11 protein-coding genes are annotated in these 15,210 nt (G+C 59.3%); 8 read left to right on the top strand and 3 right to left on the bottom strand.

Features of this window, described 5'->3' with window-relative positions:
* The first annotated feature begins 16 nt into the window (after positions 1-16).
* The 4 genes from Q668_RS07670 to dinG are packed head-to-tail and all read left to right on the top strand — an operon-like array spanning position 17 to position 6,087.
* A complete protein-coding gene (locus Q668_RS07670) occupies positions 17-1,501 on the top strand; it encodes a DUF3336 domain-containing protein (protein ID WP_022989022.1) in 1,485 nt (494 codons plus the stop codon).
* Positions 1,502-1,507: 6 nt separating this feature from the next.
* On the top strand, positions 1,508-3,196 hold the full coding sequence (locus Q668_RS07665; protein WP_022989021.1) for an ExeA family protein: 1,689 nt from the start codon (positions 1,508-1,510) through the stop codon (positions 3,194-3,196).
* 3 nt (positions 3,197-3,199) lie between these two features.
* Positions 3,200-3,901, top strand: coding sequence for a general secretion pathway protein GspB (locus tag Q668_RS07660; protein ID WP_022989020.1), 702 nt, complete (start codon positions 3,200-3,202; stop codon positions 3,899-3,901).
* Positions 3,901-6,087: an ATP-dependent DNA helicase DinG gene (gene dinG, locus Q668_RS07655; RefSeq protein WP_022989019.1), complete on the top strand. Its 2,187-nt coding sequence runs from the start codon at positions 3,901-3,903 to the stop codon at positions 6,085-6,087. The genes Q668_RS07660 and dinG overlap by 1 nt, the downstream gene beginning before the upstream one ends.
* Before the next feature lie 236 nt (positions 6,088-6,323).
* Here dinG and Q668_RS07650 read toward each other — a convergent pair whose 3' ends face one another.
* Positions 6,324-9,077: a LuxR C-terminal-related transcriptional regulator gene (locus Q668_RS07650; RefSeq protein WP_022989018.1), complete on the bottom strand. Its 2,754-nt coding sequence runs from the start codon at positions 9,075-9,077 to the stop codon at positions 6,324-6,326.
* Positions 9,078-9,291: 214 nt separating this feature from the next.
* On the opposite strand from Q668_RS07650, the gene cysB reads away from it, so the two are divergent.
* Positions 9,292-10,269 carry an HTH-type transcriptional regulator CysB gene (cysB, locus tag Q668_RS07645; RefSeq protein ID WP_022989017.1) on the top strand — a complete coding sequence of 326 codons (978 nt, stop codon included), beginning with the start codon at positions 9,292-9,294 and terminating at the stop codon, positions 10,267-10,269.
* 66 nt (positions 10,270-10,335) lie between these two features.
* On the opposite strand, the gene Q668_RS07640 is transcribed toward cysB, so the two are convergent.
* On the bottom strand, positions 10,336-11,061 hold the full coding sequence (locus Q668_RS07640; RefSeq protein WP_022989016.1) for a phosphoadenylyl-sulfate reductase: 726 nt from the start codon (positions 11,059-11,061) through the stop codon (positions 10,336-10,338).
* Positions 11,062-11,270: 209 nt separating this feature from the next.
* Here Q668_RS07640 and thrH point away from each other — a divergent pair, with 209 nt between their 5' ends.
* A complete protein-coding gene (gene thrH / locus Q668_RS07635) occupies positions 11,271-11,885 on the top strand; it encodes a bifunctional phosphoserine phosphatase/homoserine phosphotransferase ThrH (RefSeq protein ID WP_022989015.1) in 615 nt (204 codons plus the stop codon).
* 59 nt (positions 11,886-11,944) lie between these two features.
* Here the strand turns inward: thrH and pabB are convergent, their stop codons facing one another.
* Positions 11,945-13,306, bottom strand: a complete 1,362-nt coding sequence (gene pabB / locus Q668_RS07630) for an aminodeoxychorismate synthase component I (RefSeq protein WP_022989014.1) — start codon at positions 13,304-13,306, stop codon at positions 11,945-11,947.
* A 159-nt stretch (positions 13,307-13,465) separates the two neighbouring features.
* Here pabB and Q668_RS07625 point away from each other — a divergent pair, with 159 nt between their 5' ends.
* Both Q668_RS07625 and Q668_RS07620 read left to right on the top strand, forming a co-directional pair.
* Positions 13,466-14,035 carry a hypothetical protein gene (locus Q668_RS07625; RefSeq protein WP_022989013.1) on the top strand — a complete coding sequence of 190 codons (570 nt, stop codon included), beginning with the start codon at positions 13,466-13,468 and terminating at the stop codon, positions 14,033-14,035.
* A 141-nt stretch (positions 14,036-14,176) separates the two neighbouring features.
* Entirely contained in the window at positions 14,177-15,142 is a 966-nt protein-coding gene (locus tag Q668_RS07620; RefSeq protein WP_022989012.1) for a DUF6160 family protein, read from the top strand.
* Positions 15,143-15,210: the final 68 nt, after the last annotated feature.

Genomic DNA, 15,210 nt, shown 5'->3' with positions numbered 1-15,210 from the left:
AGCCGGGAGGCAACAGGTGATCAAGGACCCCAGAATTTCCCGTTTTCGCAAAGCCCTGGCCGGCGCTACGACCTATGAGCAGTGGATGGAAGCCGGGCTGGAGCTGGATTTTCTGGAAGGTAATGCCGAGTGGAAGGAAGAGTTCGTTTCTGACCTTTACCACTACGAGCTGATCTACGATCGCCTGAGCAACCTCAAACAGTATCGCCAGCAGAACGACTTCGAGCGCCTCAAGCGGGCGCTGCGTGAAGGCCTGCACCACGATCTGGGCAATATGGGGAACCCGGCCCTGTACACCCGCTCCCGGGTGGGCACCAAGCACCTGATCGAAGAATACATCAGCCAGGTGTGTGAAGCCCTGGATTACCTGTGCGATCACCCGGTGCCGGGCTTTCCGGTTTACGACAAGCTGCAGTTCTTCCGCGATACCCTGACCAGCTTCGGCCGGCCCACGCTGTTGCTCAGCGGTGGTGCATCGCTGGGCATGTTCCATTTCGGAGTCATCAAGGCACTGTGGGAAAAGGGGCTGCTGCCCCAGGTGATCGCCGGCTCCAGTATCGGCGCCATTATCGCGGGTATTCTCGGGGTGCACACCGATGCCGAGATACCGGAAATGCTGGTGCCGGAGAACCACAACCTCAAGGCCTGGAAATGGCGCGGGCTGATCAGCGCCATGCGCGGCGAAGGCCTGATGGACCAGCAAACCCTGCAGCAATGCCTGCGGGCGAATATCGGCGAATACACCTTCGAAGAAGCTTATCAGCGCACTGGCCGCAGCATTAACATCAGCGTGTCGCCGGTGCAGTCCAATCAGAAAGCCCGCTTACTGTGCGGTTACACCTCGCCGTACCTGATGGTGTGGAGCGCCGCCCTGGCCAGTGCGGCGGTGCCCGGGGTGTTCCCGCCGGTTACCCTGATGAAGAAAGACCTTTACGGTAATGCTCTGCCGTACATGCCCAGAATCCAGTTTGTGGACGGTTCCGTGGTCAGTGACCTGCCCATCGAGCGCCTGATGCATTTGTACGATGCCAATTTCAGCATCGTCAGCCAGACCAACCCCCATGTGGTGCCGTTCCTGGCGGAACAGACAGACGAAAAACTCTCGCTGCCGCGCCTGCCAATGCATTTCCTGAAGTCGGAAGTGCAGTTCCATGGCCGTGGCGTGTTCGACTACCTGCGCAAGCGGGTTCGCCCGGAGCTGCTCAGGCAGGCCTCCGGGCAGCTGTATACCATCATGGCCCAGCGTTACTCCGGCGACGTAACCATTGCCCCGGAGTATTCCTTGCGGCACTATCGCGGCATGTTGTCGAACCCGAGCCCGGAGTATGTTCGCGAGATGATCCTGGCTGGTGAACGGGCCACCTGGCCGAAGATTTCGATGATCCGGACCCATGCCCGGATTTCCAAGACCCTCGAACGTTGTGTGCGCCGCCTTAAGCAGCAGAACCGGCGGGCGGTAGAATTGAAACTGGTCAGCGGTACTGCGCCGGCCAGGTCCTGAGGAAACATGTACTACGATTTTTTTGGCTTTCGGGAACCGCCTTTCTCCATTGCGCCGGACCCCCGCTACCTGTACCTGAGTGACCGCCACAAGGAAGCCCTGGCGCACCTGATGTATGGCGTGCAGGGGCAGGGCGGTTTTATCGTGATTACCGGTGAGGTAGGAACCGGCAAAACCACGGTCTGCCGCTGTTTTATCGAGAACGCACCGGATCACGTCGACATAGCGCTTATCCTGAATCCCCGGCTCTCGGCCCGGGAGTTGCTGTCGGCTATCTGCGACGAGCTGGGCATTGCCCACGCCGCCAACGCGACCATCAAGATCCTGGTGGATGCCATCAACCAGGACCTGCTAAAGGCCCACGCCGCCGGCCGGCACAAGGTGCTGATTATCGATGAGGCCCAGAACCTCTCCGCAGAAGTGCTGGAACAGCTGCGCCTGCTGACCAACCTGGAAACTGCCGAGAAAAAGCTGTTGCAGATTGTGCTGCTGGGCCAGCCGGAGCTGCAGGACATCCTGGCCCTGCCGGAGTTGCGCCAGCTGAACCAGCGGGTAACCGCCCGTTACCACCTGGATGCCATCGACCAGGCGGAACTGCCGGCCTACCTGCAATACCGGCTGAGCGTGGCAGGCCTGCGCGGTGACCTCTTTTCGGCCGGTGCGGTCAAAAATCTGTATCGCGCCAGCGAGGGTGTACCCCGGTTGATCAACCTGATCAGCGACCGTGTGCTGCTGGGCGCCTACGCCGAGGGCGAACACCAGATAACCCGCGCCCATATCAAGCGGGCCGCGAAAGAAGTGACCGGTGGTATCCGTAATCGCAGCCTGCGGACCGGCTCCGGCGGGCCGGCAAAAAGCCAGCTGGCCCTGGTGGCGGCGAGTATTCTGCTGGCCATTATTGCCACCCTGTGGCTGCTGGACAGCCCGGATTCGGTGAACACGGCCCTGGCCGATAGCAACCCGGAAGTTCAGGCCGGAGGCACCATCGAGCGGGACGAGACTACAGATCCCGTTCCTGCCGAACAAAGCCCCGAGCCGGCAGAACCCGCTGCCAGCCAGCCGGCTTCGTTTGTTCTCGACAGCCACGCCATGCCCCGCGCCCAGGCCTTTGTGGAACTGTTTGATATCTGGGGCAAGGACTACAATCCTACCGCTTTTCCCAACGCCTGTGACCACGCCCGGAACTCAGGGTTACGTTGCCTGGAGCGCCAGGGCAGCCGCCGCAGCCTGGAATTTATTGATCGCCCGGCCCTGTTAGTGCTCAAGCCGGAAAATGGCGAGGCCCGCTATGCGGTGCTGCGTTCACTGGATGGCGACACCGCCACACTGGCGGTTCCGGGGGGCACCGAAACGGTTCCGTTCCGGGAACTGGAGCGCTATTGGTTTGGTGATTTCCAGGTACTCTGGCGGGTGCCGGAATTCATGACCGGTGACGGCTTCTACGGCGATGAGTCCGGCCAGGAGCTTTGGATTGGTGCCCGCATGATGGAAATCGCAGACCGGTTGGCCGGTACCGGGCCTGAAAGTACCCGGGTCAAACGCCTGGCCATGGAGCAGCAGGTGCGCTGGTACCAGGAGCAGAAAGGTTTGACTGTAGACGGTATTCCCGGTGCCATGACCATCATTCAGATGAACAACGACCTGAAAGTGCGGGTGCCGCGCCTGGTAACAGCCCCGGCGGGAGGCACCCGGTAGGTTATGTCGTACATCCTTGATGCCCTCAGAAAGTCCGAAGCGGAGCGCCGGCAAGGTAAGGCTCCGGATCTCGGCCACCAGGTACAAATGGTGTACCGGCCGAAGAAAAAACGGGTACCCGCGGTGGTGTGGATTGTGGTTCTGGCCTTGCTGGTGAATGCCGGGGTGATGGCCTATGTGTTCTGGCCGGAAACCGGCCCGGCTGCCGCCGCCATTCAGTCCGAACCGGCCCCGGCACAACCGGTACCGACAGAACAGCCTGTTGCAGACGCCCCGAAAGCGAAGCCCGAACCGGAACCGGTTGCAACTGTACAATCCGAGCCAGCGCCGGCGGCACAGATTCCGGATGTCCCGGAAGCCCATTCCGGCACCGAAGAGCTCTGGGCAGAACCGGTGGTGATCGTGCCCAGCCAGTCAAAACCCAATCCGGGCTTGACCCAGCCCCAGCCAGAGGGCAGGGTGCCGCATCTGGTAGAATTGCCCCTGTCCTTTCAGAAGAGCGTGCCCGACTTGACCTTCAACAGCCATATCTATTCCTCGGATCCGTCCGCCAGCCGCGTGATGATCAATAATCGTTACCTGCGCACCGGCGACCGGTTCGAGCAGCTCACCATTGAACGCATTACCGAAGACGGCGTGGTGCTCAGCAAGAACGGCCAGTACTTCCGTGTTGGTACCGTGAGGGACTGGGTGAGCCCGAGATAATGGCCCTGACAGAAGACGTAAAGCAGCAAATCCAGCAGGCCTACCGTGACTTGCTGGCCGGCAAGGACATCCGTGCCCGTTATGGCCAGCGCCTGATGATTGCCGAGATTGCCCGATACATGGGCGATATCACCGACAACGATGGCCAGCGCACCTCGCCGCCGGCCACCTGCGTGGTGGAGGCCGGTACCGGTACCGGTAAAACCCTGGCGTACCTGATTGCCGCCATCCCTGTGGCCAGGGCGCTGGGCAAAACCCTGGTGATTTCCACCGCCACCGTTGCCCTGCAGGATCAGATCGTCCTGAAAGACCTGCCGGACCTGCGCAAGCACAGCAAGCTGGATTTCAGCTGGACCCTGGCCAAGGGCCGTGGCCGTTACCTGTGTATGTCCCGGCTGGAATCCCGGCTGCACGACGAAGGCCATGGCGACAGCGACACCATGCCGCTGTTCCTGCTGGACCAGCCGGCAGACGATGACGCGGCCAGCCGGATTACCTTTGAAAAAATGCTGGCCAGCTACGGCTCCCGGGAATGGGATGGCGACCGGGACCATTGGCCGGAACAGATCCCCGATGAAATCTGGCGCCAGGTGACCACCGATCACCGCCAGTGCACCAATCGCCACTGCGCCTATTTCGACAGCTGTGCCTTTTTCGATGCCCGCAAAGACCTGGACGACGCCGACGTGGTGGTGGCCAACCATGACCTCGTCCTGGCAGACCTGGCCCTGGGCGGCGGTGCGATCCTGCCGGAACTCGAAAACGCCCTGTTTATCTTCGACGAAGCCCACCACCTGCCGGACAAGGCCCTGAACCACTTTGCCGCCTCGGTTCCCCTGAATTCCACCCGCCAGTGGCTGAAGCAATTGTCCCAGGCCCTGGTGAAAATGCAGCCCTGGTTGCCCGGTGGCTCGCAGGCAGCCAAGGCAGTGGACAAGATCAGCCTGTCTGGTCGGGATCTCGACCTTGCCCTTGCCAAGGTGTACGACGAGGTGGAGCTTAATACCGCTTGGGAATTCAACGACGAGCGCCGCAGCGCCCAGTGGCGCTATCCGGATGGCGAGCTGCCGGATACCCTGGCGGAACTGGCGGCCGAAACGCGCATTGTGACCGCCGGCCTGTGCCGGCAATTGGGCACCCTGGTTGAAGAGCTGCAGAATGCCTTCGACGAACGCAAAGATCCGGAACTGGACCGGGACACCGCCGATTCCTGGTACCCGGTGATCGGTGCTTTCCACAGCAGGGCGGAAGAGCAGTTGCGCCTGTGGGCAGCCTGGTGTGAAGGGGCGACCGGTTCCGATGGCACCACTCAAACTGAAAGTACAGACGCGGCCCCGGTTATCCGCAAAGGCCCGCCCGCGGCCCGGTGGGCGGTTCGCCAGCGCTGGGACCACGCTGAAGACATTACCCTGTACAGCTCGCCGGTGCTGGCCGACAACCTGTTGTATTCACGGCTTTGGTCCCGGGCCTATGGTGCGGTGCTCACCAGTGCCACCCTGACGGCGCTGGGCAAGTTCGATCGCCTGCGGTCCCGGGCCGGCCTGCCGGAAGCCAGCCGTTACCTGGTGGTGCCCAGCTCGTTCCGTTATGGCGAAATGGCCACGGTGGAAGTGCCGGCCATGAATGCCATGCCCACCGATGACGGTTTTGGCGATGCCCTGATCAAGCGCCTGCCGGAACTCTGGGCCGGCGAAAAGGCCACACTGGTGTTGTTCACCTCCCGCCGACAGATGCAGCAGGTGAGGGATGCTCTGGCTCCGGAACACCCGGAACTGATCCGGACCCAGGACGACATGGCCAAGAACGAGGTGCTCAAGCAGCATTGCGCCCGCATTGATGAAGGCAAGCCCAGCGTGCTGTTCGGCGTTGCCAGTTTTGCCGAAGGTATCGATTTGCCGGGCAAGTACCTGCACCACGTAGTGATTACGCGCCTGCCGTTCTCGGTGCCGGATGATCCCATCGACGCCAGCCTGGCGGAGTGGGTTACCCAGCGTGGGGGTAACCCGTTTATGGAAATCACTGTGCCGGATGCCTCGGTGAAGCTGGTTCAGGCCGTGGGCCGTTTGTTGCGTACCGAACAGGATACCGGCCGGGTGACCATCCTGGACCGGCGTATTGTCGCCCGCCGCTATGGCCAGCTGTTGCTGGATGCCCTGCCGCCGTTCCGCCGTGTAATCGAATACTGAGCCTTTCCCTTTGCCCATAAAAAAAGAGCCATCCCAATCGGGTGGCTCTTATCAAGGGGTTCTGACGAACCCGGGCGTCGAAATAACGCGGAACAAGAAATCTGAAGGCCTGAATTTCAGAATTCGCGGTAAGGCGCTAACCTCACCATGGTTAAATGATAGGGCGTAAAGGGGCGTAAACGGATCGTCCAAAGGGCGTAGTGAGGGGGCTTAATTCGGTCAAAGTGTGAACTGCGTCACGTTTTGGTCGTGTCCCCCAACAGCCCAAGCTCCCGGGCCCGGGCCAGAGCCTCGGTGCGCCGGCCCACGCCGAGCTTGCCGTAGAGGTTACGGATGTGGGCTTTCACCGTCGCCGGTGCCACCGACATCTTGCCGGCGATGTCCTTGTTGGCCAGGCCCTGGTTGATCAGCTCCAGCACTTCCTGTTCCCGTTGGCTTAAAGGTTCGGCCAGTTCGCTGGCTGCTGGCCGCGGTGTTGGCGTAACCGGAGCGGTTTCCGGCGCTGCCGGCTCTGAACCGGCAGATACTACCGGTTCGGTCAGTTGGTCCTTCAGCATGGTCAGCAACTCCCGGTTCCAGCGCCCCGGTGTTCTCAGCCGCGGCAGCTCCAGCATCTTCTCCCGCAGTGCCGGACTTTCTTCAGCAAACAGACGCAGGAAGCCGGCATGTTCAGCCCTGTCCATGGCCCTTTCCAGCATGCGGTTGGCTTCTTCCTCATATCCCTGGCCGAACAGGGCCTCGGCGTACACCAGCAGAATCTCTACCAGGTGCCGGGTATGGGCGTTGCGCTCGGCAGCGGGAATCAGCGCAGACAGTATCTCCTGGGCCTTCTGGCTGTCATTCCGGGCAATCAGTACCCGGGCCAGGGCGATCTGGTTCTGCTCCCGGTTCAGGGGGTTGGTGGCTGGTTCTTCAAGGGCCGGCTGCAGGCAGTCCATGGCCTTGTCAGCCTGGCCTGTGGCCAGGTAACAGCGCGCCAGCAGGGCAGCAGCGGGCGGATCAAACAGGATGTGATCCCTGCGTTTTCGGCCAACGGCAACGGCATCTTTCAGGGCATCGATGGCGGCATCCAGCCTGCCTTCACTGAACGCCAGGTGGCCCCGAACAAACTGTATAACCACATGCTGGCCGGGCTCGGTGCCTTTTTCGACATGTTCGAGCAATGGCGACAGGTAGCCGGCTGCGGTCTGGGGCTGGTTCTGTTCCCGGTAGATCTCAATCAGGGCGCTGTTCTGCCAGCAGGAGATCAGCCGCGGCTGGCTGGGGTCGGCGTAGTGTTCGTCTACCCATTGCCGCACCCGGCTGGTGGTTTCCAGGGCAAGGTCGGTGTCGCCCCGGTTGTACTGGATCCACGCCAGCAACCCGCCGGAAGACAGCACGGTACTGGGTTTGCGTTCCACTTGGCCGTAATACACGGCGCTTTCCAGGGCTTCTTCGGCCTCGTTCAGCTCGCCCTTACCGAAATAATCCATGCCCAGGCCGTAGTAGGTGACGGATTTCAGGGGAATGCTGATCTTGTCGATGTCCTTGAGCACCTGCCGGGTCAGGTCCGAGGCGTTCTTCTCGTCGTTTCGGCTGCGGGCAAGGTACGAACGCACCAGCGATACTTCACTGTGAATGGCCAGGGCGCCTTCGGCATCGGGGTGCGAGTCCGCCACCCGGCGGTCCAGCAGGTCTTCCACCCGGGTCAGCAGCGGTTCCAGCCCTTCTACCCGGTTGGCGAAGAACAGACCCCAGACCTTGAGCATTTGCAGCTGCGGGCTGTCGTTGATGACATCCGCAGGGATTTTCTCCAGCCATTCCAGTACCGGCAAATGGAAACCGCCGTGGATCAGGTTGTTGCCGTGCTCCGAGAGCACCCGCGCCAGCCGCTCGGTGTCTTTGCGCTGGACAATCTGGCCGATGGCTTCCTGCACCTGGCCATGGCTGAGCAGCCAGTCGATGGTGCGGGATTGCATCAGCTCTGCCCGGGCCGGGTCTTTGCTTTGAATGCGCTGCAACAGGGCTTCCCGGAACAGGTCGTGGTAGCGAAACCATTCATTACGGGTGTCTAGCGGAATCAGGAACAGGTTCTGGGCCAGTAGCCTGGTCAACGCATCCTGGCTGTCGCTGCGCTCCCGGATGGCATCGCACAGGGCGCCGGACAGGCGAGGGCAGCAGGCGGTATCCAGCAGGAAGTCCATCAGTTCCCGGGGCAACTGCCGCAGCACCTCGGTGAGCACGTAATCGCTGATCAGCCGGCCATCGGGATTCAGGTTTGGGGGCGCGGAGGTCTGATCCAGGTTGAGCTGGCCAGACTTGGCCGACAGCGCCGACAATTGCATGGCAGCCACCCAGCCTTCGGTACGCTGGCACACCGAGCGGATTTCCTGCTCCGATAACTCCATGGCCATGGTATCCCGGAAGAATGCCCGGCATTCGTCTTCAGAGAACGCCAGCAGCCCCGGATGAATATCCTGCACCTGCCGCCGTACCCGCCAGCGGGCAAGGGGCAAGGGTGGTTCGGTGCGGGAAGCAAGGGTGACCAGCATGCCCGGGGGCAGGTAGTCGATAAACCAGCCGAGCTGGCGGTGAATGCTGTCGCTGGTGATCTCGTGGTAGTCGTCCAGCACCAGGAACCAGGCCGTGTTGTCCTGGCTCAGGGTGTTGATCAAACCGGTGATGGCGGCGGTCTGGTCTTCTCCGTCACTGCGGGCGAGCTGTTTGCGGATATCTTCCAGCCCCATCAGCCCGGCGTGTTCAAAGGCACCCACCACGTATTGCCAGAAATGGCGCGGCTGGTTGTCGTGTTCGTCCAGCGACAACCAGGCGGTGCGGTGGCTGTTCAGGGCACACCACTGGCTTACCAGGGTGGTTTTACCGAAGCCCGCCGGCGCAACCACCATATTCAGCCGCTTGCCGGTTTCCGGCTCCAGCAGCGAGTCGAGCCGTTGCCGGCGGACGGCTCTCGGGTCGGGTGTTGGCCTCAGAAACTTGGTGGTCAGCAGCATGGTTGTCCGGTTAACCGAAATGTAGGTCTTGGATTGTGTGCTTTGCTGCCGGCAAGTCAAGGGCTGCGGTGACGCAAGGCTTTGGCAGGGCTGCGAAAGCACGGAATTGGTCTACACTGAATACAGTTATCTTTTGTATATCAAAAAAGAATGAAAATAACCGTTCTTATGCGTATTATCAGGCGGTAGACTCATCCAGGGAGCGACGGATTCAATGAAATTACAACAACTGCGGTATATCTGGGAAGTTGCGCACCACGATTTGAATGTGTCCGCCACCGCCCAGAGCCTGTTTACCTCGCAGCCGGGGATTTCCAAGCAGATTCGCCTGCTGGAAGACGAGCTGGGGCTGGAAGTATTTGCCCGCAGCGGCAAGCACCTGACCCGCATCACTCCGGGCGGCGAGATTATCATCCGCGAGGCCGGAGAAATCCTGCGCCGGGTAGAAGGCATCAAGAAAATTGCCCAGGAGTTCAGCAACCAGCGCAAGGGCGACCTCAGTATTGCCACTACCCACACCCAGGCACGCTATGCCTTGCCTCCGGTGATCAGCGGCTTTATTGAAGAGTATCCGGATGTGTCGCTGCATATGCACCAGGGTACGCCCATGCAGATCTCCGAGATGGCAGCCAACGGTGCCGTGGACTTTGCCATCGCCACCGAGGGCATGGACCTGTTCAACGACCTGCTGATGATGCCCTGCTATCGCTGGAACCGCTGCGTGGTGGTGCCGAAAGACCATCCGCTGGCCAGGGGGCAGGAGCTGACGCTGGAAGAACTGGCGGAATACCAGTTGGTGACCTACGTATTCGGCTTTACCGGCCGCTCCAAGCTGGACGAAGCTTTCCAGTCCAAGGGTCTGACCCCGAAAGTGGTGTTCACGGCGGCGGATGCCGACGTTATCAAAACCTACGTACGCCTGGGACTGGGTGTGGGCATTATCGCCAGCATGGCGTTCGACCCGAAAACCGACAGCGACCTGGTGGCACTGGATGCCAGCAAGTTGTTCCGCCCGTCGGTTACCCGGATCGGCTTCCGCAAGGGTACGTTCCTGCGGGGCTATATGTACGACTTCATGCAACGCTTTGCGCCGCACCTGACCAAGGAAATGGTGGATCGCGTAGTCGCCCACCAGGGCAGCCGTACCGAGATTCAGGAACTGTTCAAGGACGTCGAACTGCCGGTTTACTGAGTGCCCTGAACCTAAAAAGCCCGCCGTCAGCGATGACAGGCGGGCTTTTTTGATTTCGTGCTGAGGTCAGCCGGATTTGCCAATCAGGTTGCCGGCATGCAAGCCGCATTCCTTGTGGGTGGCTTCTTCCCACCACCAGCGGCCTTCGCGCTCGTGCTGGCCTGGCAGTACCGGGCGGGTGCAGGGTTGGCAGCCGATGCTGACAAAACCCTTTTCGTGCAAGCTGTTGTAGGGGGCTTCTGCCATGCGGATGTAGTCCCAGACTTCTTTAGAGGTCCAGTTCGCCAGCGGGTTGAACTTCACCAGCGTTTTATCATCGGTAGAGAACGCCGTATCGACCTGCACCACCGGCACCTCGTTCCGGGTGCCCGGGCTCTGGTCCCGGCGCTGGCCGGTAATCCAGGCATCCACCGTGGCCAGTTTCTTGCGCAGCGGGTTCACCTTGCGGATGCCGCAGCATTCCGAATGGCCGTCTTCATAGAAACTGAACAAGCCCTTCTTGCCCACCAGGGCCTGAACTTCCCCGGAATCCGGAAACAGCACTTCAATCTCAATGCCGTAATGCTGGCGGACTTTCTCGATAAATTCGTAGGTTTCCGGATGCAATCGGCCGGTATCCAGAGTGAACACCTGCAGGTTATCCGTCAGCTTGTGGGCCATTTCGATCAGCACCACGTCTTCCGCACCACTGAAGGAAACGGCGATGTTGTCATAGCGGGCGAGGGCGGCTTTCAGGATAGCCCGGGGGCTCTGGCCGTCCAGTTCGGTGCGAAGAGAATCGATATCAGTCATGTTGTTCCAGCAATCGTTATCGTGTTGCCGCAAGGCTAACATCAAACCCCTCATAACCTGAAGGAATGACAAACTATATATTTATAGCTCGCCGGCAGGTTAAAGGCCGGGATTCCCGATGCATTCCCGCCCCGTTTTTCATATCATACGCGGCAGCAAGTCGGGCGCCTGTTGTGCCTGCCACCTTATCATTTATTCAGGAGACCGTTGTGGAACTCGCATGTCTTGACCTTGAGGGCGTACTGATCCCGGAAATCTGGATCGCCTTTGCAGAAAAAACCGGTATTGAAGAACTCAAGGCAACCACCCGGGATATTCCTGACTACGACGTACTGATGAAGCAGCGCCTGCGCATTCTGGACGAACACGGCTACGGCCTGCCGGAAATCCAGGAAGTGATCGGTACCCTGGACCCGCTGCCCGGCGCCCGGGAGTTCCTGGACTGGTTGCGCGAGCGTTTCCAGGTGGTGATCCTGTCGGACACCTTCTACGAATTCGCTATGCCGCTGATGAAGAAGCTGGGCTACCCGGCGCTGCTGTGCCATAAGCTGGAAGTGGCTGACAACGGCCAGATCACCAACTACCTGCTGCGCCAGCGCGACCCCAAGCGCCAGTCTGTGCGAGCTTTCCAGTTGCTGAACTACCGGGTGATTGCCGCCGGTGATTCCTACAACGACACCACCATGCTGGGCCAGGCCGAAGCCGGCATTCTGTTCCACGCGCCGCAGAACGTGATCGACGAGTTCCCGCAGTTTCCGGCGGTGCACAACTTTGATGATCTGAGGCAGGAATTCCTGAAAGCCAGCGCCATTCACGGCGCCTGATTTTCCGGTATTCCGGTCTGTGCCGCTGCGGGAAACCTGGCGGCACAGATCGTTCGCGCTTACCGCTTTAGTTGTTCCAGAAAGTCCATCAGCGGCTTCACCTTGGTCAGGGTTTCCTGATACTCCGCTTCCGCGTCGGAATCCGCCACAATTCCGCCTCCACCCCAGCATTGAATTCTGCCGTTTGCTTCGCAGAGCAGGGTACGAATGGCAATGTTGCTGTCCAGCCGCCCATCCAGCCCGTAATAGAACACCGACCCGCAATAGGGCCCGCGCCAGTGGGGTTCCAGCTCGTGGATAATCTCCATGGCCCGGATTTTCGGGGCGCCGGTGATGGAGCCGCCGGGGAAGGCATCAAACAGCGCCTGTAACGGGCTGACACCGGGCTTGAGTTGTGCGCGAATGTGGCTCACCAGGTGGTGTACATTCTGGTAACTTTCCAGCGCAAACAACTCGTCCACCTTCACCGAGCCGGGCAGGGCGTTCACGCTCAGGTCGTTGCGCAGCAAATCCACAATCATCAGGTTTTCCGCACGGTCTTTTTCCGAGGCCAGCAGCTCATCGGCCAGGGCTTTGTCTAGCTCCGGTGTGGCACCACGCCGCCGAGTACCTTTGATCGGGCTGGTTTCGATCACCCCGTCGCGGATAGCGAGGAATCGCTCCGGTGACACCGACACCACCGCGCTGCCTTCGTGGCGCAGAAACGCTGCGTAGGGGGTGGGGTTGGCAAGGCTCAGTTCCGTGAATGCCAACCAGGGGTCGCCGCTGTAGGCTCCTTCAAAAGACTGGGACAGATTGGCCTGATAGCAATCGCCGGCCTGGATGTAATCCAGCACCTGTTGCACGCGATTGCGGAAATCGGCCGGGGCTTGAGTCGGCTCGAATGGCTGCTCCATGGCCCAGTGCCTTGGTTGTGGCTCAGCGGGTGTAGCCATCCAGCTTTCCAGTTGTTTTTGCTGGCCCTGTGGTAAGTCCGGGTGCACCCACAGATAACAGTTCCCTGTTTCCAGGTCTTCACTTACAAACCACAGATACAGCCCGGCAAACATCAGCGGCACTGGCAATTCCGGCACCAGCCCTTGCAGCTTCGCCTCCCGGGCATAGCCGAATTCATAGGCCAGGCTGCCGACCCAGCCGCCGATCAGCGGGCAGGGCGCTGCCTTTAACGAACTGAGCGCGTGCTGGTAAGGCGCCGCGAGTTGCTCCATCTCCCGGGCCAAAGCCTGAGTGTCCACGCCCATGCCTGCATTGGCTGGCAACGAGACCCTTTCTACCGCATGGCAGGAGAACCCCCGCGCAGCCCCGCGCCCACCCGCAATTGCCTGGCCGCCCAGAAATACAAAGTCCGGCTCTGCGGCCGAATAGCTGCAAAGCTGATCAAACTGCTGGCGGGAAATGGACTGGCAGACAGGTAAGGCCAAGTTACCTCCGTTAAAAATTGGAAGAATGCTACACGCTGCACAAAACGGGCGTTGTCCGATTGGGACAGGCGCTGATCTAATGACCGTACAGCCAGCGGATCATTCTAACGGAGTTCCGCTTTGTTCGTGCTCTAAAAAAACAAATATTGGGTCAAGAAAATGCATAAATTTCTCTCGCTGAATCTAATACTTACACTAACACTGGCCGGTATGTGGGCTCCATTGAGCTGTGCACAAGAAACGGAATACGAAGACCACGTGCTAGCTGATGGGAAGCTTACGGCCGAAGAGCTGTCGTTAGTTGTGCGACAGGCGCAAGGAGATTTGAAGGCGATGACGGAGGCTTCGATTGCCCAAGTGAAAGACGAACTTGAATCCTCTGGTGTTTTTGAACCAAACGCTTGGATGTTGATGAAGAACGGTGAGCTGAAGAAAATTCAGTTAGGAGAAGATGCGAAGGGAGCTCCTCCAGAAATCAAGGTACTAATGTATCGCGCAAGTCTGAAGTCAGTAGCTCGCCACGGGCGGATCGATGCTGGCTTAGTTGCTTACCCTGGAACTATAGAAAAGAACGGTATGAAGCGCAGAGTTGTTGCGATTGAACACGAGCACCGTTTGGGTGTATCCGGAATAAAATTAGTGCCGGTAACTCTGAACTCTGGTACCGCAGAGTTCAGAGCTGCGGTATCGCAGGATAAGAGTTTCGAATTTTTCTATGATGGAAAGTGAACAAGTCTGGCGGTGTTTGGAAGTGTGAGAGTAGTCACGGAATAAGACTGTAAAACAATCTTAAATGGAGTCGTGAGCAGTTGAGCTCGCACTTAAACAAAAACTCAGATAACAACAAAATGAGTTTATAAGGAGATAAGAATGAAAGGCCTGAAAAAAATTGCATTGGTTACCGCGATCGCCGCAGCTCCGTTTGCTGCAAATGCTGATCTGAAAGCCCTGGATGACTCCACGATGGGAAATGTCACCGGCCAGGCTGGTGTGACCATTGAGCTGGAAACTCGCGTTGCCATTGGTGAGTTCACCTATACCGACGAAGGTACTTTCGCGGTTAGTGGTATCGATCTTGGTGGTGTAACCGTTAGTGCTTCTGATAGCGCTGCCGACTATGCCGCTGCGACGGGTGCCGGTGGCCTGTTGGATAACCTGAAGATTGATATTGATGTTGCAGATGATGGCGATGCCGTCATTCACGTGGGTTCATTGCAAACTATCGATCACGATGGCGATCCAGGTACCCCAGAGCAACCGGTACCTATTGACTGGGGTATGACCGCAGACTCCATGGAACTTCGTGGCAACGCGGGTGAGCAAACCACTCTGATTTCTAACATGGATGCATGGGGCCTGTTGGGTGCCTTGGATATCCGTGTGGACACCGACGACGTTAATGGCGTAGCCGGTACCGGAACGCTGAACTTGGACGTTGCTTTCACTGTTGAGCAAATGGACTTTGACGTTGAGTTCATGGGTGTTGGTATCAGGGGTATGAGCATCCGTGGTGTGAATGATGGAGGTCAGACTCTTGATCAGGATCAGCTTGCTGACCTGCTGGATGACCCGACTGGCGAAGACGCGGCGCTTGATACTCGTTTGGTAGGACTTGCATCCGGTGCACTTGGTACGTCGTTCGCGATTGCTCGCGTAGATGTTTACAAGGGCGACAATCTCAACGGCACCAAGCAGGATGTCCTGCGTGTAGATATTGATGATGTCTTGATGGATATCAACATCGCTGAAACCCATATCGGCGGCGCCAATATCGGTACCATCGGCATTGATAACCTGCACGTCTCCGACACCAGCCTGGCAGTCTACGGTCACTAATCCGACCTGACACCAAACCTGGTGCAACGCCCCGCCTCGGCGGGGCGTTTTTGTTTGGTGCGCCAGGC

Source organism: Marinobacter sp. ES-1 (genome assembly GCF_000475255.1).
Lineage (GTDB): Bacteria > Pseudomonadota > Gammaproteobacteria > Pseudomonadales > Oleiphilaceae > Marinobacter > Marinobacter vinifirmus.
This window is presented reverse-complemented; position numbering and strand designations above follow the sequence as displayed.

What these genes read in the sequence shown, in the direction of transcription:
- Q668_RS07665 (WP_022989021.1), top strand. Translation starts at nt 1,508, where the DNA reads ATGTACTACGATTTTTTTGGCTTTCGGGAACCGCCTTTCTCCATTGCG.
- Q668_RS07660 (WP_022989020.1), top strand. Translation starts at nt 3,200, where the DNA reads ATGTCGTACATCCTTGATGCCCTCAGAAAGTCCGAAGCGGAGCGCCGG.
- dinG (WP_022989019.1), top strand. Translation starts at nt 3,901, where the DNA reads ATGGCCCTGACAGAAGACGTAAAGCAGCAAATCCAGCAGGCCTACCGT.
- Q668_RS07650 (WP_022989018.1), bottom strand. Translation starts at nt 9,077, where the DNA reads ATGCTGCTGACCACCAAGTTTCTGAGGCCAACACCCGACCCGAGAGCC.
- cysB (WP_022989017.1), top strand. Translation starts at nt 9,292, where the DNA reads ATGAAATTACAACAACTGCGGTATATCTGGGAAGTTGCGCACCACGAT.
- Q668_RS07640 (WP_022989016.1), bottom strand. Translation starts at nt 11,061, where the DNA reads ATGACTGATATCGATTCTCTTCGCACCGAACTGGACGGCCAGAGCCCC.
- Q668_RS07625 (WP_022989013.1), top strand. Translation starts at nt 13,466, where the DNA reads ATGCATAAATTTCTCTCGCTGAATCTAATACTTACACTAACACTGGCC.
- Q668_RS07620 (WP_022989012.1), top strand. Translation starts at nt 14,177, where the DNA reads ATGAAAGGCCTGAAAAAAATTGCATTGGTTACCGCGATCGCCGCAGCT.